The sequence below is a fragment of the Dorea sp. Marseille-P4042 genome, from assembly GCF_900290215.1.
GTDB lineage: Bacteria > Bacillota > Clostridia > Lachnospirales > Lachnospiraceae > Dorea > Dorea formicigenerans.
The window spans coordinates 1,135,034-1,156,167 of record NZ_OLMI01000002.1; the positions used below are offsets into that span (position 1 = coordinate 1,135,034).

Here is a 21,134-nt window from a genome sequence, read left to right on the forward strand (position 1 = left end):
AATCATAACATTTCGCAGGTGCTATACTACAGTTGTAACAAATAGAACTCATAAATTATTCAGACTTGGAGGAAAAGATAAATGAATACTTTAAAAGCTGAAAAAAGAACACTTGACGTAAAGGCAAAAAAATTAAGAAGAGAGGGCTATGTTACCGGTAACGTATTCGGCAAAGAGATGAAAGAGTCCATTCCAGTAAAAATGGATGCTGCCGCAGTTGACCGCCTGCTTAAGACGAGCAATAAAGGAAGCCAGATCATGTTGGATATTGACGGCGAATCCCACAATGTATTGATCAAAGAGGTTGATTATAACCCATTAAAAGGCAGAGTAGACGAGATGGATTTCCAGGCTCTTGTCAAAGGTGAAGTTGTACACTCTGTTGCAGAGATTGTTCTTGTAAACCATGACAAACTTGAATCTGGTGTATTGCAGCAACAGTTAGAGGAAGTTTCTTATAAAGCACTTCCATCTGCACTTGTTGACAAAGTTGAGATTGATGTAGCAGAACTCCGTGTCGGCGATACGATTAAAGTAAAAGATCTGTCACTTGCACAGGATAAAGATGTCCACTTGGTTACAGATCCTGAGACAACTGTTGTTACTGTAACTGAATCACATATTGCAATTGCTGATGACGAAGACAGTGAAGAGACTGAGTAAATCCCAGTATCGGATTATTTTCAAATTGAACATTTTGTATCTGAACAAATATCATAATTGAAATTTGTCAGACACTCATAAAAAATGAAGGCTCCTTAAGTGGGAGGCTTCATTTTTTATAAAAGGACATAGCATTTTAAATAAACACTATGTCCTCAATTAACATTCTTATTCTATTATTCTTATTCCACTGTTACACTCTTTGCAAGGTTTCTCGGCTTATCTACGTCTAATCCCTTTGCCACGCTCACATAATATCCCATCAACTGTAATGGAATAACTGCAAGTGATGTTGCAAAATGTGGATCTGTCTTTGGAATATAAACAGTGAAATCTGCTGTATCCTCAATATTGTAATGACCAAATGTAGTCAATCCCATAAGGTACGCTCCACGGCTCTTACATTCTACCATATTGCTGACTGTCTTCTCATAGAGATCTGGCTGTGTCAGCACTCCGATTACCAGTGTTCCATCTTCAATCAGAGAAATGGTTCCGTGCTTCAATTCTCCTGCTGCATATGCCTCAGAATGGATATAACTGATTTCTTTCATCTTCAGGCTGCCTTCCAGACTGATTGCATAATCAATTCCTCTTCCTACGAAAAATGCGTCTTTTGCATTAGCCTGCTTTGCTGCGAACCACTGGATTCTCTCTTTATCTGCAATAATCTTACTGATCTTATCCGGAATTGTCTGCAGCTCTTCAATATATCCTGTATACTGTTCTTCCGTAATCTGTCCACGAACCTTTGCAAACTGAATTGCAAGTGCATAAGTTGCGATCAGCTGTGTGCTGTAAGCTTTTGTTGTAGCTACAGAAATCTCCGGTCCTGCCAGTGTATAGAATACGTTGTCTGCTTCTCTTGCGATAGAAGATCCGATCACATTTACAATACCAAGTGTCTTAATTCCCATCTCCTTAGATTCGCGGAGTGCTGCAAGGCTGTCTGCCGTCTCTCCGGACTGGCTGATGATAATGACCAGACCTTTTGGATCTAAGATTGGATTACGATAACGGAATTCGCTTGCCAGTTCCACACGTACCGGAATTCTTGCCAGGTCTTCGATGACATACTGTGCTGCCATACCTACATGATAAGCAGATCCGCATGCTACGATATAAATCTGGCTGATCTCTTTCATCTCCTCTTCGGATAATCCTACTTCCGATAAATCAATCGCTCCATTTTTCAGGACAGAATTCAAAGTGTCAGAAACTGCTTTTGGCTGCTCATGGATCTCTTTCATCATGAAATGCTCAAATCCAGCCTTTTCAGCTGCTTCTGCATCCCACTCGACCGTCTTCAACTCTTTCTGAATCTCGTCTCCGTCCAGATTATAAAATGTAATCTCTCCTTTTCTTACGCGGGCCATCTCAAGATTTCCGATGTAATACACATTTCTTGTATATTTCAGAATAGCCGGAACATCAGATGCGATGTAAGAATTCTCACCATCTACACCAAGTATCATCGGGCTGTCTTTTCTTGCCACATAAATCTCTCCCGGATAATCCTTAAACATCATTGCCAGTGCATAAGAACCACGAATACGGATCAATGCATGATTGATTGCATCAACCGGTGTACCGAGATATTTCTTATAATAATAGTCAACTAATTTTACAGCAACTTCTGTATCTGTTGCTGAGTAAAAAGAATAACCTTTGCGGATCAGCTTATCTTTCAGTTCCTGATAGTTCTCTATAATACCATTGTGAACTGCTACAACATTGCCATCATCACTGATGTGCGGATGTGCATTTGTCTCTGATGGCTCTCCATGAGTCGCCCATCTTGTATGTCCGATACCACATGTTCCAGGTACGGATTCTCCGCCATTCGTCTTCTCAGCCAGAACTTTCAGACGACCTTTTGCCTTTATGACTTCTGTCTCTTTCTCTCCATCTCTTACTGCGATTCCTGCTGAATCATATCCTCGGTACTCCAGCTTAGAAAGACCATCCAACAGAATTGGTGCTGCCTGCATATCACCTGTAAATCCTACAATCCCACACATACTATAACTCCTTTCACTGCGCCTCTTGTATATGTACACTTCAAGACTCCCTCTTGAGCCCCGATACGAAATCCGGTATCTAAAAACGCTTTTTTGCGACCGGATTTCTCTTATTTGTCATTATATAGTCAATTCTACAATCCGTGTAAGTATACCATAGAAGCTGCGCTGGCGCAAGAGATGAAGCTGATTCAAATCTATCTTTGTAATTGAGACTCAATTGTAATTGAATTTGCTTTGCCAGAGTATCTATAATATGATGACTGTCGATGAGATCGAGACATTTTTATATTAACATCTCCTGCTCGATTTCCATCTTATTTTCCAATATACACTGTTTCAGTACTTCTAATTTACCGGCATTCAATGCTTCTAACTTTTTCTGCTTTTTGCTGCATAGCTTAATTCCTTTTTCCTTTTCCAACGCTGCCTTATAAGAGGGAACGTCCATCTTCCACGGAATCAGATTTGGGAAAATATTCTTTTCATTATACAAAAAAATCTGTATTCCACCGTAATCCATATCTCCCCAATGATAACACTGGATTTCTTCCGGTGCTGTCTTCATTAACATTTGCAAAAAGCGAACTTCCTTTGGCGAAAAGTAGCCATGACAAAAGATATATAAAACTTTTGGATCATATTCCATGCTTTCATAATTCGCTTTGTTCTCAATCACAATGATTTTTTCAACACTATTTCGTAAGTTTGGTACGGCATGCTCTAATGTCTGTGCATTAATTACCGTTCCATAATAATTCAAGGAAGTGTCGATTTTCTTCTCTATCGCTGTGCCATTTCGATCTGTCATGCAATACTCCACGGCACCTTTCCATTCTAATGTCTGAGAATAACTTAATATTCCATGTACTGCCAGTATCTCATCATCTGACATGCCTTCTTCATATTGCGGAGAGTATTTCAAAGCTTCGATAACTGCACCTTGATAAATGCGTTCGAAAACTTTAGATGGCATGATATCCTTTTTCTTTTCAAATACTTTGGAGCTAAACACGCGCTTCCATTCCGGTTCTTTCAGATCAGCTAACGCTTTCAGGCACTTAAGAAATGCTTCATCCTCCGCTTTGGATAACTCTTTCGTATTCCCTTTATTCAACTGTTCCAGCACATGATTACAATAAGCGAACAGACAGCTTCCGGAGACATCCTCCTGCAGTTTGCACACTCTTGTTATTGCCTGTAACTGGCGTTCTCTAGGATCAATGACCCCAATTAAGTCACATAATCCAGGAATTACTTCTACCCGATAATCAATCTCCGTGATATCTGTATTCATTTCTCTCCAGTCAAAATGCAGATATTCTTCTCCGCCTAATGCTGGAATTCTTTCTAAAACTTTTGCCTGTCTGACCAGTTCATCTCTGCCACCCACTATTTTCAAAAGATCCCCATCCACCTTTGGGTGCTTCATTCCTGAGAGATTTCCTATACGATAGTCCCTTGTATTTGTCTTATCGATTAGCCATTTTGCCAACGGCAGATTCTTTTCATTATATTCCATATTTTATTCTTCGCTTTTCATCATAACCTTGCATTTCTTTTTCTCTCTTGATTATTCACCTGAACCCTCTGCTTTCCCTTGGCTAAAATCTAAGATTTCCTCATAGCGCTTACCAAATTTAAGCTCTGATAACAAATAATCTTTTATTTGACCAGTGATATTAAAAAATATAACTTTTATAATTTTATATATATCTTTTCCTATACTGGTCCAAAATTTAATCAATCCCCTTGTTTCCAACCAGGACAACTGATTCTTTATTAAAAATTCTATCAACCGCTTCTTCTATTTCTATTGTCTTTTCAATAGACGAAAACAGAGCCTCTTCTCGAATCATTAATTTGACTCTTTCACCCATAATTTTTTTCATTGAATTTAACGCCTGTGTTTTTGAAGTAATAATTTCTTCTTTTATCATATATTGAATCATTGTAAATGCATTTATATTTTTAAATTGCTTTAATTCATCCGGATATGATGTTTGTATTGCCTTATTCATTCTTGCCACTGCTCCGAAATCATGTGTACAAAAAATATATGTATTACGCGTTGAACCATGTGTCAGTTCAAATATACTAAAAAGCGAAATACAAATTAATTCTTCTGCCATACTGTCTTTACTTTTCTTTGCATTTTTCAAATACACTATAATATCTTTTATATAATCCCTATCAGCCGGAACATTATATCCGCACTCCGAAAAACCGTAATATGGCATCCTTCTATCATTTCTAATCAAACCATTAAAACTTAAATTTGCAATATTATCATGAATTAATGTCGAAAAAATCCGGTTCCACTTTTCACTCGAATACCTCATAAATGTTTTGATATTTTCAAAAACAGTTTCTTCCATCAACAAAAGCAAACAAAATCCATGCTCTATCATTTTTTTTAAAAACTCTTGATTTTTTACTTGTAACACATTAGAAACAGAATCTTTAAGTTCATACAAAACAAGTTCTGTAACAACAAACACTATTTTTTGTTTTTCCTTACCACCGGCTATTTTTTCAAATGCTTCAAATAAACCTTCTTTTTCTATATGAGATGATTTTGTAATAAAACATGTATCTAAGAACATAACATTTTCCGATTGTAAAATCGATGCTATTACCCTTTCTTGATCTGTTTCAAATATATTTCCTGAAGAAGATATCATTTGAGAAATACAATCTTTAATTGTCACTACGCTTCCCCCTTTACAGAAAGATACGCCTCTTTCAGTCCTTCCAAACGATATCTGAAATCTTCTTCTGTTAAAATACCTCTTTTAACATTCTCTTGACCCATTTTCTCTGCTTCGTTATACATTTGTGCAAAATCATCTTCATAAGTCGGTTCCATTATAGAACGATTCCCCTTACGCATAGGTATATTATCAAATAGTTTCTTTTGCTTTTCTTCACTATTATTATACAATAAGATTTCCATCAAATCTGAATCCTGCGTATCAAAAATTTCCAACTCATAACATCTGATTACCACAGACATATATGTCGTCTGATAATAACTCATCAAAGCAAAAACCGTAATCAATTCCTGAATATACGAAAAATTCTGTCGAAGTTCATCTGGTATTTTTTTTGTATTTTTCAATAATCCAACAACCTGTCTTACGTCTTCTGTCGGCATTATAATGGCTCCGGCAAAAGCATTTGCCATCTGTTCTTCTTCAATATCTTCATAATTATTTAAATACAATTCCCCTGCATTTCCTAAACCTGGATTTTCCTGAATCAAGACATGATACAATTCGTGGGCAATTGCAAAATTATTATTTGCCAGACTTTTTGCCGTATTCAACACCAAATAATTGAAATTATTGAGTCTAAGCTGAAATGCACCAATTTCCTTGCTTTTCATCGGAATTCGCATGAACTTATATTCTTTATTATCAAATATCATTTGTGCAAATGTCTGCATATCGCGGATAATCATGGAACTTTGTGTTCCAACAAAATCATAAAATATATTCTTGGCATACGCTATTTGTTTACTGTGTGTCTTATTAAATTCCAATATCTTATATAATTTTTCTTTATTCATAGATTTTCTCCCCTAAATCCCACTAATATTATATATACTGGATTATAAAAGCTATATTTCAATCATTGTCAATGCATCATAAAAGCGAAGCATCTCAACCAATTTATCAGCCGTCTTTTTATCCTCATCGTTTAACGTGCCTGCAAAAAAAGCTAATTGTCCATTTACTGCCTGCTCTTTATATTGATCAGAAAAATCAGTAAGGAAATAAGACATATCATGCCCCAAAGCTTTTGCTAAAAACTCGGCTTCTGATTCTTTTAAGTCAATTGTCCCACTAAGAATCTTACTTACCCGGCTTTTGTCCCATCCAGTCATAAGCGAAACATAGGTCTGTCTAATCTTTCTATTTTCCAAATATTTTTTCAGATTTTCTATAAATTTGCTCATTTCCATTACTCCCCTTTAGCCATTTTATTTCTATATATGCAACTTTTTATTGTTTTTCCTTAATTTTATACTTTTATTTTTTTATATTCAAGCATTTATTGCATATTTTACAACTTTACATCATTTCTTATATATCTTATTCTACATCCCTGTTTTTAACATTGCCCTTTTGACTTCAGACATACCATTTATTCCCTTATATATAATACACCTCACCTGTCAAAAACTGACGCCATTCGACAAAATAAGACAGAAAATTTTCATTTTCTGCCTCATCTCCTGTCCCTATATTCTTTTATCTCTCTTGTATAGCAATTGAATCTTGACATCTCTCCGATGCAGATCTCAAATTATACCCGGAAGAACATTCCGACGAAAAAAGAACAAAGCAATAGGAAGGACACATTTTAACAACAAAAAAGTGGCATTCTAATAATCAATAGCTTTTCATATGGCTTTTCCGTGAAGCTTTATTAAAGTGCGGCTTCTTTTCAAATCTACTTTCCTTTTTCTCGATTTCACACCATCAGCCATTACTTTGGCCAGGCAGTTATCTTAAGTTGACACTAGGTTGACCACATTGGGGTCTGACCTCTTCAACTTTCTTTTTAAGAAAAATCACAAAGCTCCTTCAATCTATTTTTTATAGATACTTCCATCTTTGCAAGCTTTACCAGTAACATTTCAACTGTTTTCTCGCCTTTTTCATAATCAATTTTACCATATTCTCCTGCAAATAAACATTTTGCCATATCAAACCAGTAATCAAAATCATCTTGCATTTGTACTACAAAACGAGAGATTTTGCCTAAAACATACTCTTCACATTTTATTTTTTGTTGGCATCGGAACAAATTCCAGTTTTAATTGCATCCCTAATCCATGTGCAAGTTTTTTTACCATACTCAGACTGGGATTTCTTGTTCCGTTCTCGATCCGGCTTATATCTGCCTGCGTAATTCCGGTTTTAGCTGACAAATCTTTTTGTGTCATATTCTGCTGCACTCTTGCATCAATCATCGCCTGGATAATATCATATTCCGGTTGCAGTGCATCATATTCTGCCTTTACCTCCGGATTCTGCAATGCTCTTTTTTTATAATCTTTATAGCTACTCATTGCCATACCTCCGTTCATAATCTGCTTTATACTTCTTTGCCAGTTCTTTTTCTGCCTTTGGTGTCTTCTGCGATTTTTTTATAAATCCATTGGTCAGTACCGCCTTCTTGCCTACAATAAAGAAATACAGTACTCTTGTAATATCTGATCCCTGCTTGGCACGAAGCTCAAATATCCCATTCTCCAATGGTTTTGAATATGGCTCACGAAGCAATGGTCCGTTCATTTCCAGTAAATCAATTGTCCGCAATGTTTTTGCCAGCAACTTAGGCTCCAGGGAATCTAATAGTTCCTGCACAGGGCATCTTTCATCTTCTGTATCATATAAAATGATCTCGTACATTAGTATGCTCCTTCTTCTTTGTAATTATAATATGTCGTATTCAACATGTTTGTCAAGATGATTCCAAACACTTTTTCATATATGTTAACTTCCAGTATTTTTACGACTTATTTTACCGATAAAGATATACCGATTTATTAATCAAATGGTAACTCCTCCATGGCTGTATTTCATCCTTCAGCTTCTTCAACTCCTTAATCTCTGTTTCCAGAACCTTTTTTTCTTTCTCCATTACTATTTTTGCACTACTAATAATCTTCTGATAAAGTTCTAGAATCTCAGTCTCTAACGAAGCTTTCTCGACTTCTTTTATTTTTACGACTTCTCCATTCTGTCTAATATATTCATCTGCTTCTTTAAGAATTAATTCCTTGTCCAAGGTGGCAAATATCTCTGAACCACAAACCGGACAATGAACATCGCCATTCTCTTTGAGTGCGTCATCTCTATATTCAATTAACACTTGTTTATTTGCAGAAAGAGAAGATAACAGATTCAACATCTTATTATTCTTGGAAAGCAACTCAATATCTGCTGAAAGATCTTTCACCTTTTTTTCTTTTTCTTTTATTGCACTCTTCTTCTCATCAAAATCAGACTACGTAAACTCATTATTTTTTAAGGCAACAACATCTTCCCCTTCCCGAAAAATCATGTCCTTCGAAAGAGACAATCCATTTAATTTCTTTAGTTTCTTTTCACGAATCGTAATTGCATCTGTATTCTTCAAAAATCCAATTTTCATTGCACGTTGAATATCTTCACTCTTCGTTTCCCAATAAAAAATAATCTTTTTAATAATGGACTGTTGATTTTTTAAATCTTCATTTTTCACAAGCTCCGAAAGTCTTTCTTTCGCCACCTGATAACCGCAATTTAATACTTTTGTTCTCTGCTCTGTTAATTCCTCCTTATTCAGTCCGACAATCTCTAATTTTTCATCTTGATAAAATCGAGTCTCAGGATATGACATCTGTTTTGCATCTTCACGTGCTTTTTCTAATTGTTCCTCATAGATTGCCAGCTCTTTCGATGATAATATTTCTTTTCAATTCTTCTATTTTTTTATCAGCTGCATATAATTTATTATACCATTTTATAGGAGTATTGCTATGTTAACTATTCTTTTTCTATTATATTGTGCCATAAAGACGAATACCCTCTATGATCTGTACACAAGTGACGAGGAGCAACTACAATTTATCCGCCAGTGGAATCGTGAACATTCTATATAAATAAACACAGAAGCCACGGTCTCCCGTAGCTTCCCCTTACAAATCCGAAAACAGATCTGCCTTATATGTATTCTTTTCTAATCTCTACCATACAAATTTCTTGTATATACCCTATCTTTCACATCATCCAAACAGCTATCGTATCGATTGGCAATGATCGCCTGGCTCTGTTCTTTGAACTTCTCCAGATCATTCACTACCTTGCTGCCAAAAAATGTACTGCCATCTTCCAATGTCGGTTCGTAAATGATCACTGTTGCACCTTTGGCTTTGATACGCTTCATTACTCCCTGAATTGATGACTGACGGAAGTTATCAGAGTTGGACTTCATGGTAAGGCGATATACGCCAATCACTACATTCTTCTCCATAGATGCATCATATGTATTTTCATCGCCATATGCATAGTATCCGGCTTTCTGCAGTACACGATCGCTCCGCATTGAGACTTATCTCTGCTGCATTATAAAGTCCCTTCGTGTAGGGCAAATAAGAATGAACCGATGCTCTGGAAAGACCTGTTACTTTCATAATCTCCGGAATCTTTTTTCCCGAACGGTGCAGAGCATTGATTTCTGTACATATGTCTGAGGTGAATGCATCGGCAGTAATAAGCAACTTACGGAGTTTAAGCAGACTAATATTTAACTCATCCGCCAACGATCTTAAGAAATCTGCTTCTTCATAGGCATCTCTTAACTCTTGAAGAAAATGATTAAATTGAAGTTCCGGATCATATTCTGGTTTTTTTTTGGTCTTCCTGCCATTTTATAACTCCCATTTCCATGTGAATCCAATCACCTTACACCCAAAACAGAGGATTCCCTGCTCTGACTAATGCTCCGATAGCTGTCCTCTGTTTCTTATTATATTCTTTTACAGACGCTTTCTTGCCTTCATAATTCCGTAGTACATTAAACCGCCAATCATTCCACCGACTGTGTTGTAAAAGATGTCTGATAGCTGGAACGTACCCAAGCGAAGCAATAATTGCAACATCTCTATCGTCAAAGAAAAGCAAAACGCTATCTTTCCGCTATACCACACTATCTTCTTCCAGCCCTTTCCTATCTTTTCTTCGAATGTCCACATCACTACCGCTGAAAACGGCACCATCATGATCACATTCTCTATACACTCGGTAGTCAGCTGTCTCTCTCCATTCACGGTCTCCCAAATGCCCCAACCACCCATGACATCAGATAAAGGATTCATCCACAGATTCCGATTCAGTAGCGTTCTGAATAAGATCATTGATGTCACAAAAGCCAGTAAGAACAACTTCCGAAAGAACACGCTCTCTTTGAACTTCTGATACCATGTTACTATGGCATTTTTCCAGCCTCTACCTGCTGTGGCAGGCTCATAAGCATATAGATAGAAGAACATAACCAAGAAGGAAAGCAGGAGCGAAAAACCAAACGGCTCATAGAGAGCAGTCAGTATATTTGTGAGGATTTTTCCGAGTAAATCAATCGTTTCTTTCATCATCATTTACAGATCACTGAACAAGTCAGCTTTGTACACCCCGTTCTCCAGCATCTTCTTGAAGCTGTCCTTTACAGCTGCGACATCTTCGTGGTAGGTCATTCCGTACCATGTATCATTGGTCTTCAGAACCTTTACGGACATCTTGCCTTGCTCCAGCAGCTCACCGATGAAGATTGGAATCAGATATTCTGCCTTTAGCGGATTACCCGGCACTTCCTTCTCGAAGAACTCTTTGAAGCCTTCCTCCAGTACACCCAAGAAATCAGGAGTTAACCCCCACATATTCATGGAAACCAGAGAATTCACGTCAACAGACACACCGTTTACTTCTGCTCCAGTTGCTGTCTTTACAATGTTCTTTGTTTCCAAAACCTCGGTCAGATTGTTCTTCTCGTCCATCTTGCAGACACCACGGGTCACACCACCGTTATCGGACAGCGTGTTCTTCAGAACGAAACCAGCCATGCAGGACTTGCCGCCATTCACCAGATACTCATGGACGGCCTTAAAGCCTTCCTTGCCGTAGTAATCGTCTGCGTTGATGACGATGAATGGGGTATCGATTACACTCTTTGCCGCAAGCACGGCCTGACCGGTTCCCCACGGCTTTGTACGGCCTTCCGGAAATTCTCCCGGAATATCGTTAATGTCCTGGAAAGCATAGTCTACAGTTACGTCATGAGAAGAGCAAATGGAGGCGATTCGGTCGCCGATGACCTCTTTGAACTCTTTCTCGATATCCTTGCGAATGATAAAGACCACGTGGTTAAAGCCAGCTTCGATCGCATCATGGATGGAATAGTCCATGATAATGTGATTAGAAGCATCCACCGGCTCCAACTGTTTGATTCCTGTTCCGAAGCGACTACCGATACCGGCTGCCATAATAAGTAATGTTGTTTTCATACTTCTCCTCTCTGTACTCGCAGTTTAATTTACCAATAAATATTATTCTAGGCTTTTCTCAACACAAATACTTGTCTACAAATTCCAATACTGAAGCCAATGTGTCGGCCTGTCCAAAGTCTTTACTCTTAGCATCTGTTCCATCTCCATTAACCAGAACAGCTTTGCATCCAGCTGCCAATCCAGCTTTAACATCGTTCTCACCATCGCCAATCATATAGCTCTGGCTCAGCTCGATATTATAATCACTAGCCGCATTCAGCAGCATTCCCGGCTTCGGTTTGCGACAATCACATTCAATCTTCAATTCTGGAACTTCACCTTCATATCCCTTATGTGGATGATGAGGGCAATAATAAATTGCATCAAGGTAGGCTCCCTGCAAGCCAAGTTCTGTCTCCATCTTGTTATGGATTTCTTCCAGTTCTTGGAACGTCACCTCTCCTCTCGCAATAACAGGCTGATTTGTGACTACAATTGCAAGATAACCAGATGCATTGATCTTCTTGATTGCCTCCGCCACACCCTCACCCAACTCAAAATCATTAATGTTTCTAAGGAATCCAACATATTTATTAATCGTACCGTCCCGGTCGAGGAACACAGCTTTCTGCTTATTTGAAAGATTCTTAGCCGCTACTATTCCAGCTCTGAAGTCTTCTTCCACCTGATGAAAGCGATCTGGTGTTCCCATATCCTTTACATATTCTGGCGAGTCATAGCAAAACATCTTACCAGTTCCAGCCAAAGGTTTTAGAAGCTGACGATCCAAATCTACTTTTACAGTTTTTCCTGTCATCTTGTCCACAGTACCGATTTTTTCTGCATCAATCGACACCATATCAAGGACTTTAGGATCAATTACATGCAGGCCTGCATTGACTCTATTTTTGTAATATGTTGGGCGAACATCCTCCTTCGCCAGCCAAGATTTAACTGACATATCTTTTTCCGCAATGATGAGCCCGCTATCATACGGATGGTTATTTGGATGGATGAACAATGTCACCAATCCACCATGTTCCTGATGGAATCTAACCATCCGGTTGAAATCAACATCAAAAATGGCATCCGCATTCAAAAGTAGAAACGGTCTATCCCCTAATTGCTCTCGCAACTTAAAAAGTGCACCAGCATTTCCAAGCGGTGTGACTTCATTGTAGTACTGAATCGAAACCCCAAGTTTAGAGCCATCTCCAAAATGGTTCATGATTTTGTCTCCCATATGGGAAACTGTCATAATGATATCTTTAAATCCCTGATTTCTTAACGAGATAATCTCTCGCTCAAGAACTGGAACACCTTCTATCGGAATCAAAGGCTTCGGAATATCGGGGAATAATTCAGATATTCGAGTTCCTCGCCCTCCGGCCATAATCACTGTTTTCATAATTTTTCAATCAACTTTCTTACTATCTTTTCTGCTTGCTACAATTTTAGCTGGAACCCCAGCCAAAGAAACTCCATTCTGCTCAAAGCTTTTAGTTACCACTGCCCCAGCTCCAATATAAACATTATTTCCTATTTTAACATTTCCAATGACAACTGAATTCATCCCTAATTCGCAATGATTTCCTATTGTGGGACCGTTTCCACCATCTTTACTGCCCAAACAAGTAGATCCAATTATATTACAATATTCTCCGACAGATGAAGTTTCATTGATGATAATGTTTCCTGTATGAAATATATGTAGTCCTTTTCCAAAAACATTTAACGGAATTTCAAACCCTAATCGCAACCCTAACCTATTTCTATAAAAGTTATGGAGTTTAAATAAGAGTCGTGTTGTGCCCCCCCACAATTTTTATAGTACTCACAAATTCTTAATTCTCGTAAGTATCGGCGTATTAGGCTACTTCTGCCATACCCCTTTTCTTCAAGTGCTATTATGTTTTTCAAATCTTCTTTTGTTGATATCATTTTAATAGTTCTCCAACCTACACTTAATTTATTTCTTATAAATCGAATTCGTTTTTTATATCATCTCGTTTTCATCCATACCTGGTATAAACCACCCATGAATAATTACGCCTACTAGTATCATCATCGCTGTTTTTATTTTGCTTCCTCTTACTTTCCAAGAACAGACTTTAAAGCGCTAAAAACGCGCTTTCTATTAATAATGAGTGCAACAAGGACCACGACCAGAATAGTGTACTTTAGCCATAGCAACCTGTTAATGAATGTAATAACAACACCCGAAAACATTACACCTACTGAGATTGCAAGAAGTCCTTTGACATCGTATAACTGCGTACCATTCAAAATTTCTGTACAGACCTTTTTGTAGAACAAATAATGAATAAAACAAAACAATGCATAGCAAAAGAAAGTGGTATAGGCTGCTGCTTGATACCCACATAGTTTTATGAAAATATAATTCAAAATCAAATTAAGCACTGCACATAGGATTGACGGAATAACAACCGTAAATTTTCTTTCATAGTATTCCTGTACTCTTGCAAACAGTTGGAACATATAGTTAAAGTAAACGCCGATACAAATCGGGATAATTACATCAACACTTTCAATATACTTCGTTCCGCCAAAGATCAATACAATCTCTCTGCTAAAAAGCATAATGACAGCCAGCATTGCAGCGACAAAAAATAGCACCTGATCCGCTCTCTTAGCCATAACTTTATATTCACCAGATTTTAATTTTTGATATTGGTATGGTGCAAAAGTAGAGTTAACGGCATTTGTAATAAGGTTTATCAAACTTCCTGCGGAATACGCAATACTATATAGAGCCACATCACTTGAACCACATAAATAGTTAATCATAATCTTATCAGAACTTTGTAAAACGAATTCCGACAGATAGTGTGGCATCAACGGAATACAAAATCCTAATGAAAACAACCAAATTCTTTTATCATAGAATTTCTTTCCTTTTTTAAACACTGAATAATATAGTGCGATTCCTATCAGTGCTATTACAATTACATTAGAAAGAACTCTCGCTTCTGCCGTAGGACTAACGAAAACTACTGCAACAGCTCCAAACAAGGTTGATCCAACTGTAGATAGCAGTGTAACCGCTACAAGTGTTTTATAATCATAGATGTATCTTTTATATAATGACCAGCATTGAACAACTGCTTGAAAAATAAAACTTGCAAAAAGGCAGCAGACAAGTTGAGGAGATAATCCCAACCATTCTGCAGCCAAATTTCTAAAGCTAATTCCAATAACCAACCATGTTAAAGACAATACCAACTCTAATCCACATACTGCTGATAACACCATCTCTTGATTCTCGTATTTGACATACAAATTCATCATAGCCTTATATAGACTAAGTGTTACAAGCATCATCAATACAGTTTCCCACGAAAGATATGTACTATACAAGCCATAATTTTCTGTTGAAAGCAACCGCGTAAATATAGGGGTCGCTATCATGCTAATACCACGCTGTAAGAAGCTACACACGGTAAACCAAAATGCTGCTTTAACAGGTTTGGACATTCCCAAATACTTATTTTTAATTGTTTCTACTGTGTGTTGCATCCATCTATCCTCATTTCTTCATTGTTATATTATAACTTTTTATAGAGACGTGCTGGTCTTCCAAAATAAATGGCATTGTCTTCAAGATCGGTTGTTACAAGAGAACCTGTCCCAATAACTACACCCTTTCCAATAGTTACTCCAGGCATTATTATTGTATCCGCACCAATCCAAGAACCAGCACCAACTACAATACGTTTTGTAATCCCTTGAGCTGCACGTCTATTTTCCTCGCCAATTTCATGTGTTCCATTAATAAAATGAACATTCATTGCGATATTACAATTTTCACCAATTTCAATGTCGTCTCCTAAATCAAACCAGCAATTATAATTAATGAATGACCCCCCCACGGACAGTTTTCCCGGTCCAGGACCAAGAAAGAGTCTTGGAGAAAGATAACAGTTTTTTCCAATTTTATTTCCAGCCAGCCGATACAAAATGGATCTGAGTTTAATAGGACATACCACTCCTGCTGCAAGCCAATTTTGAAGAAGATCTGAACAAATAAGCTGCGTTCCTCTTCTAGCTTCCTTTAATCGTCGCTGGATTCCTTTCATTACTTTTTCAAACATCTTAGTTCTCCTGTAAAAAAACTTGCAATTCTTCCGGGGTTCCCAAGACATGAACCTTCTTTGCATCAACAATGCTAATTGTTACAGGCATGCCTTTTTCAATCATAAAATTGTAAAGAGGAGCAATATACTTCTCATTTTTCTCTAAACGACTCTCATCTGCGTAATACTCCTCATAGAGTTCCTTATACAATTTAGCGGATGAGAAATAATAAGCACCCAATGTACAATTATCAGAGATACGCTTCTTTTCTCGTACTTCTACAGCTTTTCCTTCCGAATTCAGTTTCACAAAACTCCAATGGTCTCCATCCGCATGGAAGCACGGAATGTGCCCATCTCCAGAAATATCCTCATATTTCATTTCATTGGGTTCCACATAAGTATCAATATTATATACCATAATAGACGAATTCTGGTCGCAATAAGGAATTGCCAGCATACAAGTCGTTGCCTGTCCATCTGTCATATGATCCAATTCAACAATTTTCACATCATGAATTCCATATGCAGCACAATGCTTCTTAATAAACTCCTCTGCATGATCCTCTGATCTGACAACAAACACATATCTGTCAACGTTCTTATTGTATCCAATCAAGCTATCCATTGACCAGTCAAACAGTGTCTTACCTTTAGCTTCAATCATATACTTGGGACAATTATATCCTGCTTTCCGAAAACGGCTTCCCAACCCCGCCATTGTAATTATAACATCCATTTAGAATCTTCCTCTCAATCTATGCATTTAGATTTATTGCAGATATCATTCAACTCATCCACTGAACAACTTAGGAACTCATCTGGACGAACTGTTCTGTCATCAACATAGAATCCTTTATGTCCTGGCCACGGTTTCCCATATAAAATTTCATCGTACGGAATGTTCCACTTGTCCAACCACGCTGACAATACTTTCGCAGTATTTTTATTGATTAGACCCATATTTCCATTGTAGGAATTCATATTTCGAGAAGTAAATAAAACAATTCTAGCACCATTATCATGGTAAAATCTCAATTTCTCCACCATTTCTTTGTATGGTACTAGGTCTTCATATTTTTCATCCTTTTTCTTTATTGGACACAATGTTCCGTCTATATCAAAAACAAATGAATATTCTTCAAACATCATTCTTCTCCTTCAACTTGTATATTAACCACTCTATTTAGAATTTCCAATCCAGTTCCCAGCATAACCATTTGGTGTCTAATGCTCTCACCATGAAGTGGAATCATGCTTAGGAAAAGCAACGCTTCTATTAGTTCGACTTTTCTCAGATCATTTCCGATTTCTGCCGCAAACGTATCCAGGAACACTTTATACAAATTAAATTCTCTCTTACGATCTTGAATGCGATAATTAATGCAAGATGTCTCGATATTATAATCAAGATCGAATAAATCTTTTATTATAAAATCATATTTTCCATCTACACTATGGAACAATTTTGCGAGCTCATAGCGGAAATCACCGTAAATATCATATGTACCGAATTTACCGCGCGGATCAATCACTTTAATAAAAGAGAAATTCGAGTCCACCATAATATTGGCGAAGCACAAATCCCCGTGAATAATATTAAAAGTATCCACATCATATAGCATCTCTGGTATTGTCGTTTCTAATGCTACAATGATTTTCTCCAAGGACTGATATTTCTTTCCATTCACTGTTATCGGTGACTCGAAGAAAGCTAAAAATCGTTCATCTTTCTTCATCTTTTCAAAACGCTGCAAAGTTTTTGTCAGGTACATTTCTTCCAGTGCCTGGCGAATATTAGCGTCTTGGACTGTGTAACGTTTGAAATCATCACATACAAAACGAATTCGATTAAAAATGTCAATCCATTGCTGTAATGTCAAATCACCATAGAGGAACAATTCATGGACAGTATGATATGCATAATATTCCATAGAAACATATGGATTAACATACGATGTCGAATAATCAAAAATTCTAGGTCTGACATACTCAACGTCCGCCGGCAACTTTAAATACCATTTAATTTCACCGATAAACTTATCCTTATCATCGCTTGTCTTTTTTAGAATGCCACGATTTTTATCAATTGTAATATGATTGAATTCTCTAGCACGTACCTCAAGTTTTGAATTATAGTATTTATCCTCATGTCCAATGTCAAACCAGCTGTTCGTCAAAACTGGTCGCATAGGATGTATTTTACTATACTCTTGCAATGCATAATAAAAGGTACTTATCTTCAAAGAATCTTGTTTAAAAGCACTTTCCAAACATTTTCTAAAGCAAGTAGCATCAGCAAATTGAAATACTCCGACAAACAGTTTCTTCCTTACTTCTTCCTTTACAGGTTCTTTATCATAAATCTGTACAATCCTGCCATCTTTTTCATCAAAATACGTCCACGTGTCAGACATATAGTCCTCTTGGCAGAAAAAAGCATCGCCTTCGATTTCTGCAACATTATCTAGCACAATTGTATCAGCAAAATTTATAATGACCGTATCCACAACATCTTTTAAGGCAAAATAAATAGTATGACCTAAGTCTCTTAGTTCTGGGAGAACCTTAATATTCACTTTCTCTCCAAGATAGTTTTTTAACCTTCTTTGTACCTTATCTGCCTTTTCAAAGCAAATGATATCCATTGAAGAGCAATGCTCTTTATATTCCTCATATAAATAATCAAATGTTATCTTCTGATTGACTGGATAAATGATACCGGGAAGCTTTCCAAGTTTCTGAAGTTCTTCAGGAACAATTTTAGCAGCCGGAATAATGACCTTTTTATCTGTCATCCCACTTCCTCCTTATAAAATAAATTCAGCGTACTCTTCATACTTTTGATCGTATTTTAAGGTACCTTGATAAAGATTTAGCCATCGAATAAAGTCAAAATTGTAGCAATGAAAGGCATTTTCCTCCTCATTTAAATAATACGAGCCATTCTGAGTATTCTCCGAGTATCTCCCCTCATACTTTGGCCAAAACAGGCCTATTTCATCCTTATTAATCGTCACTAAATGATTTTTTGTAAACTGCCAGTATGATTTCACCGTGCATTCATTATTTCCTCCCATGCGGCGGATGTACTCACGCAAAAATTGAATTTCTGGTGCAATCATTTCTTCTGCAACTTTTCGTCTGGTTTTTCCGTTTCCATATTCTCCTTTTTGCCGCTTGTCTAGCGGTAAAGAAAAAAGTTCTTCTATATCTTCGATATACCCAAAATATAGAAAGTCTGCTAAACAATATGGATAAAACAAATCTCCATATGGCATACACATAGTAACAATACGTCCCTTTTGCTTCTCAACAAAATCCTCATTATTTACAGGAAATGTCTTAACCAGATTTGTTAAGTAGTGCATTGCATCCGTATGATAAATTCTCTGGTCAGTGCGTGTTTTGCAAACAAATTCTGCACCCATTTCTTTTGCTTTTTTTACGCCAGCTAAAGTATTCACCGTCTGATAGTTAATATTCAGGTTTCCACAATTTTCCGGAAAATCGCTCAGGACAACAACAACATTCTGTTGCTTAAGTTTTTCGACTGTCTCTGAGTCACTGTCTTTCCATGTTGATACGATAATTATTGCTTGTGGGTAGCACCTTTTATAAAATTTTGCTGTTTCAAACGTAAAGTCATTCTCAGCCATCAATGGTCCCTGCATTACAATCGCTATTTTGTCATCTACATCACAACTCGAGTACGGTAAAACTGGGATATCTGTCATAGATTTAGAGCGAAGACGATATGTAACATAACAATTTGTATTGCTTTCTGCTGCAACACAAGCCGCTTTCATTTCTCTATTAACAAAGTTAGAAGATTTTCTTTTGAAAATCTTTATAACACTATACGGAATTTTTGCATGAAGTTCCAGTGCCTTTATTATTTTTTGATTCACTATTTCCTCCAATTCTGACAAATATGTATATATCTTTCCATATATTTGTCGACTTATTGTAATATCCAAGAATCATTCTTATCAATGTATTTTATCACAAATACAAACGAACAGGCTAATCCTGCGCCTTCTCTCTACTTCAATTAGCTAAGCTCAATCAGACCTTGTTTCATTTACATTATTCCATCTAACATATTCAACAAATGACACATAAAATGGAAGCGCAAGTGCGAATGCATAAAATGGATCCATATTAACTCCAAACATGATAAATAATAGTGTCATAGATAAACACAGCAGCGAATCTGCAATATTCTTTCTTCTTAATTTTATAGAAATATAAATTCCTCTAGTAAATATTATAATATAAAATAAAACAATCGGTATTCCTAATTGGACCAATCCATAAAAGAATCCCGTATCTTCCAGCATTCCTCCTTTAACTCCCGGGGCATATCGTTCACTTGTTGCAAGGCATCCGACTCCCCAAAATGGTGATTTTAAATACATTGCTCCATAATAAGCATAGGCATTCATTCTCGCTAAAGACGAGCCTCTATACATCTTATTATTTGCACTGAACGAATCAATAAATGAATTGAAAACAGGTGTGTTTATCAAAACTACGGCTCCTATCATCAATATGAAAGCTATCACAACCTTTTTCTTATCATTCGTCTGCTGTAAGAAAAATATCATCACAATAATAATCGTTTTATATAAAAGTGCCGATCTTGCCTGCCAAATGATGTATGCATACAAGATATCTATTAATATCGCAATAATATAAAAAAGCTTCTCTTTTCTTCTCTTTGATTTTGAAATCAGCCAGAATGATAACGGTATCACAAGTATCGAAAGTGCCGATGGGTTTATTCTATATAGCCCATTCCGATATCCCATTTCTCCATACACCAGATTTGGCCACAAAAGAACGCCTGTTTTTGATTCATAAAATGACATAAATGCCTTTACCAATGTATCTACGCTAGTAGTTATAACTAAGAATTTTGCTACTTTTTGTGGCTCCCATCTATGTGCACTAAATAAGTTAATCAATGGAATAGCAATAATCAAATACAAATATGGCCATATCAACCCTACTACATCATCCCATGCTGTTCCTGATTGCAAAGCACCCACAATCGCTCGCACCACGGATATTCCTAAAAAAATTATTTCATATTTAATAAATTCATTTGCATCTGGATGAGTATACATTATGCTTAATATTACTGCCAAACTAACAATTGCCAAAAATAAGAACATTCTTGGTTTTGTTATATAGGATGTTGAAAACATAGTTGTACCACTCAACGGAATCAAGAAAAAGCACAAGTGCATCAACACCAGTATACATATTAAAAATTTTGTTATTGAGCTATATTTTATCTTCATGCTTTTTCCT

At 36.8% G+C, this 21,134-nt stretch carries 23 protein-coding genes and 1 pseudogene; 1 reads left to right on the plus strand and 23 read right to left on the minus strand.

Annotated elements, in window-relative coordinates; all coding sequences use genetic code 11:
• The first annotated feature begins 81 nt into the window (after window positions 1-81).
• The gene (locus C7E02_RS11145; RefSeq protein ID WP_005341124.1) at window positions 82-663 is read left to right on the plus strand and encodes a 50S ribosomal protein L25; all 582 of its coding nucleotides are present in this window, start codon (window positions 82-84) and stop codon (window positions 661-663) included.
• A 182-nt stretch (window positions 664-845) separates the two neighbouring features.
• On the opposite strand, the gene glmS is transcribed toward C7E02_RS11145, so the two are convergent.
• The 23 genes and pseudogenes from glmS to C7E02_RS11260 form a co-directional block, all read right to left on the minus strand.
• Window positions 846-2,684, minus strand: coding sequence for a glutamine--fructose-6-phosphate transaminase (isomerizing) (gene glmS, locus C7E02_RS11150; RefSeq protein WP_005336007.1), 1,839 nt, complete (start codon window positions 2,682-2,684; stop codon window positions 846-848).
• 286 nt (window positions 2,685-2,970) lie between these two features.
• Window positions 2,971-4,206 carry a Wadjet anti-phage system protein JetD domain-containing protein gene (locus tag C7E02_RS11155; RefSeq protein WP_105309568.1) on the minus strand — a complete coding sequence of 412 codons (1,236 nt, stop codon included), beginning with the start codon at window positions 4,204-4,206 and terminating at the stop codon, window positions 2,971-2,973.
• Between the two features lie 51 nt (window positions 4,207-4,257).
• Entirely contained in the window at window positions 4,258-4,431 is a 174-nt protein-coding gene (locus C7E02_RS19210) for a hypothetical protein (RefSeq protein WP_158683015.1), read from the minus strand.
• Window positions 4,424-5,395 carry a hypothetical protein gene (locus C7E02_RS11160; RefSeq protein WP_105309569.1) on the minus strand — a complete coding sequence of 324 codons (972 nt, stop codon included), beginning with the start codon at window positions 5,393-5,395 and terminating at the stop codon, window positions 4,424-4,426. Before C7E02_RS11160 ends, C7E02_RS19210 begins: the two co-directional genes overlap by 8 nt.
• Window positions 5,395-6,255: an ImmA/IrrE family metallo-endopeptidase gene (locus tag C7E02_RS11165; RefSeq protein WP_105309570.1), complete on the minus strand. Its 861-nt coding sequence runs from the start codon at window positions 6,253-6,255 to the stop codon at window positions 5,395-5,397. The genes C7E02_RS11160 and C7E02_RS11165 overlap by 1 nt, the downstream gene beginning before the upstream one ends.
• Window positions 6,256-6,306: 51 nt before the next feature.
• Window positions 6,307-6,645 (minus strand): helix-turn-helix domain-containing protein, encoded by a 339-nt coding sequence (locus tag C7E02_RS11170; RefSeq protein WP_158683017.1) that lies wholly within the window; start codon window positions 6,643-6,645, stop codon window positions 6,307-6,309.
• A 608-nt stretch (window positions 6,646-7,253) separates the two neighbouring features.
• On the minus strand, window positions 7,254-7,427 hold the full coding sequence (locus C7E02_RS19215; protein WP_158683019.1) for a hypothetical protein: 174 nt from the start codon (window positions 7,425-7,427) through the stop codon (window positions 7,254-7,256).
• Window positions 7,428-7,467: 40 nt separating this feature from the next.
• Window positions 7,468-7,770: a helix-turn-helix domain-containing protein gene (locus tag C7E02_RS11175; RefSeq protein WP_003863952.1), complete on the minus strand. Its 303-nt coding sequence runs from the start codon at window positions 7,768-7,770 to the stop codon at window positions 7,468-7,470.
• The gene (locus C7E02_RS11180; RefSeq protein WP_005336015.1) at window positions 7,757-8,107 is read right to left on the minus strand and encodes a type II toxin-antitoxin system RelE/ParE family toxin; all 351 of its coding nucleotides are present in this window, start codon (window positions 8,105-8,107) and stop codon (window positions 7,757-7,759) included. The genes C7E02_RS11175 and C7E02_RS11180 overlap by 14 nt, the downstream gene beginning before the upstream one ends.
• A 112-nt stretch (window positions 8,108-8,219) precedes the next feature.
• Window positions 8,220-8,657, minus strand: a complete 438-nt coding sequence (locus C7E02_RS11185) for a hypothetical protein (protein ID WP_105309572.1) — start codon at window positions 8,655-8,657, stop codon at window positions 8,220-8,222.
• Window positions 8,658-8,705: 48 nt separating this feature from the next.
• Window positions 8,706-9,080, minus strand: a complete 375-nt coding sequence (locus C7E02_RS11190; protein ID WP_105309573.1) for a hypothetical protein — start codon at window positions 9,078-9,080, stop codon at window positions 8,706-8,708.
• Between the two features lie 339 nt (window positions 9,081-9,419).
• Window positions 9,420-9,779, minus strand: a pseudogene (locus C7E02_RS11195) (UDP binding domain-containing protein); the annotation flags it as partial.
• A gap of 439 nt (window positions 9,780-10,218) precedes the next feature.
• On the minus strand, window positions 10,219-10,836 hold the full coding sequence (locus C7E02_RS11205) for a VanZ family protein (protein WP_306418644.1): 618 nt from the start codon (window positions 10,834-10,836) through the stop codon (window positions 10,219-10,221).
• Complete coding sequence (locus tag C7E02_RS11210; protein ID WP_105309574.1) at window positions 10,837-11,739, minus strand: sugar phosphate nucleotidyltransferase; 903 nt, start codon at window positions 11,737-11,739, stop codon at window positions 10,837-10,839.
• Window positions 11,740-11,797: 58 nt separating this feature from the next.
• Complete coding sequence (gene gmhB / locus C7E02_RS11215) at window positions 11,798-13,129, minus strand: D-glycero-beta-D-manno-heptose 1,7-bisphosphate 7-phosphatase (RefSeq protein WP_105309575.1); 1,332 nt, start codon at window positions 13,127-13,129, stop codon at window positions 11,798-11,800.
• Window positions 13,130-13,135: 6 nt separating this feature from the next.
• On the minus strand, window positions 13,136-13,480 hold the full coding sequence (locus C7E02_RS11220) for a serine O-acetyltransferase (RefSeq protein ID WP_105309576.1): 345 nt from the start codon (window positions 13,478-13,480) through the stop codon (window positions 13,136-13,138).
• Between the two features lie 332 nt (window positions 13,481-13,812).
• On the minus strand, window positions 13,813-15,258 hold the full coding sequence (locus C7E02_RS11230) for a lipopolysaccharide biosynthesis protein (protein ID WP_105309578.1): 1,446 nt from the start codon (window positions 15,256-15,258) through the stop codon (window positions 13,813-13,815).
• 29 nt (window positions 15,259-15,287) lie between these two features.
• Window positions 15,288-15,833 carry an acyltransferase gene (locus C7E02_RS11235; RefSeq protein WP_158683021.1) on the minus strand — a complete coding sequence of 182 codons (546 nt, stop codon included), beginning with the start codon at window positions 15,831-15,833 and terminating at the stop codon, window positions 15,288-15,290.
• Window position 15,834: 1 nt separating this feature from the next.
• Complete coding sequence (locus C7E02_RS11240) at window positions 15,835-16,554, minus strand: glycosyltransferase family 2 protein (RefSeq protein ID WP_105309580.1); 720 nt, start codon at window positions 16,552-16,554, stop codon at window positions 15,835-15,837.
• A 14-nt stretch (window positions 16,555-16,568) separates the two neighbouring features.
• Window positions 16,569-16,964 carry a capsular biosynthesis protein gene (locus tag C7E02_RS11245; RefSeq protein WP_105309581.1) on the minus strand — a complete coding sequence of 132 codons (396 nt, stop codon included), beginning with the start codon at window positions 16,962-16,964 and terminating at the stop codon, window positions 16,569-16,571.
• Entirely contained in the window at window positions 16,964-18,613 is a 1,650-nt protein-coding gene (locus C7E02_RS11250; RefSeq protein WP_105309582.1) for a capsular biosynthesis protein, read from the minus strand. The genes C7E02_RS11245 and C7E02_RS11250 overlap by 1 nt, the downstream gene beginning before the upstream one ends.
• Before the next feature lie 12 nt (window positions 18,614-18,625).
• Complete coding sequence (locus tag C7E02_RS11255) at window positions 18,626-19,726, minus strand: WavE lipopolysaccharide synthesis family protein (protein ID WP_105309583.1); 1,101 nt, start codon at window positions 19,724-19,726, stop codon at window positions 18,626-18,628.
• Window positions 19,727-19,879: 153 nt separating this feature from the next.
• Window positions 19,880-21,124 carry an O-antigen ligase family protein gene (locus C7E02_RS11260; protein WP_158683023.1) on the minus strand — a complete coding sequence of 415 codons (1,245 nt, stop codon included), beginning with the start codon at window positions 21,122-21,124 and terminating at the stop codon, window positions 19,880-19,882.
• Window positions 21,125-21,134 lie beyond the last annotated feature (10 nt).

Bases quoted from the DNA above. Each gene is read 5' to 3' on its own strand.
- C7E02_RS11145 (WP_005341124.1), top strand. From the start codon at position 82: ATGAATACTTTAAAAGCTGAAAAAAGAACACTTGACGTAAAGGCAAAA.
- glmS (WP_005336007.1), bottom strand. From the start codon at position 2,684: ATGTGTGGGATTGTAGGATTTACAGGTGATATGCAGGCAGCACCAATT.
- C7E02_RS11155 (WP_105309568.1), bottom strand. From the start codon at position 4,206: ATGGAATATAATGAAAAGAATCTGCCGTTGGCAAAATGGCTAATCGAT.
- C7E02_RS11165 (WP_105309570.1), bottom strand. From the start codon at position 6,255: ATGAATAAAGAAAAATTATATAAGATATTGGAATTTAATAAGACACAC.
- C7E02_RS11170 (WP_158683017.1), bottom strand. From the start codon at position 6,645: ATGAGCAAATTTATAGAAAATCTGAAAAAATATTTGGAAAATAGAAAG.
- C7E02_RS19215 (WP_158683019.1), bottom strand. From the start codon at position 7,427: ATGCAAGATGATTTTGATTACTGGTTTGATATGGCAAAATGTTTATTT.
- C7E02_RS11175 (WP_003863952.1), bottom strand. From the start codon at position 7,770: ATGGCAATGAGTAGCTATAAAGATTATAAAAAAAGAGCATTGCAGAAT.
- C7E02_RS11180 (WP_005336015.1), bottom strand. From the start codon at position 8,107: ATGTACGAGATCATTTTATATGATACAGAAGATGAAAGATGCCCTGTG.
- C7E02_RS11190 (WP_105309573.1), bottom strand. From the start codon at position 9,080: ATGTCATATCCTGAGACTCGATTTTATCAAGATGAAAAATTAGAGATT.
- C7E02_RS11205 (WP_306418644.1), bottom strand. From the start codon at position 10,836: ATGATGATGAAAGAAACGATTGATTTACTCGGAAAAATCCTCACAAAT.
- C7E02_RS11210 (WP_105309574.1), bottom strand. From the start codon at position 11,739: ATGAAAACAACATTACTTATTATGGCAGCCGGTATCGGTAGTCGCTTC.
- gmhB (WP_105309575.1), bottom strand. From the start codon at position 13,129: ATGAAAACAGTGATTATGGCCGGAGGGCGAGGAACTCGAATATCTGAA.
- C7E02_RS11230 (WP_105309578.1), bottom strand. From the start codon at position 15,258: ATGCAACACACAGTAGAAACAATTAAAAATAAGTATTTGGGAATGTCC.
- C7E02_RS11235 (WP_158683021.1), bottom strand. From the start codon at position 15,833: ATGTTTGAAAAAGTAATGAAAGGAATCCAGCGACGATTAAAGGAAGCT.
- C7E02_RS11240 (WP_105309580.1), bottom strand. From the start codon at position 16,554: ATGGATGTTATAATTACAATGGCGGGGTTGGGAAGCCGTTTTCGGAAA.
- C7E02_RS11245 (WP_105309581.1), bottom strand. From the start codon at position 16,964: ATGTTTGAAGAATATTCATTTGTTTTTGATATAGACGGAACATTGTGT.
- C7E02_RS11250 (WP_105309582.1), bottom strand. From the start codon at position 18,613: ATGACAGATAAAAAGGTCATTATTCCGGCTGCTAAAATTGTTCCTGAA.
- C7E02_RS11260 (WP_158683023.1), bottom strand. From the start codon at position 21,124: ATGAAGATAAAATATAGCTCAATAACAAAATTTTTAATATGTATACTG.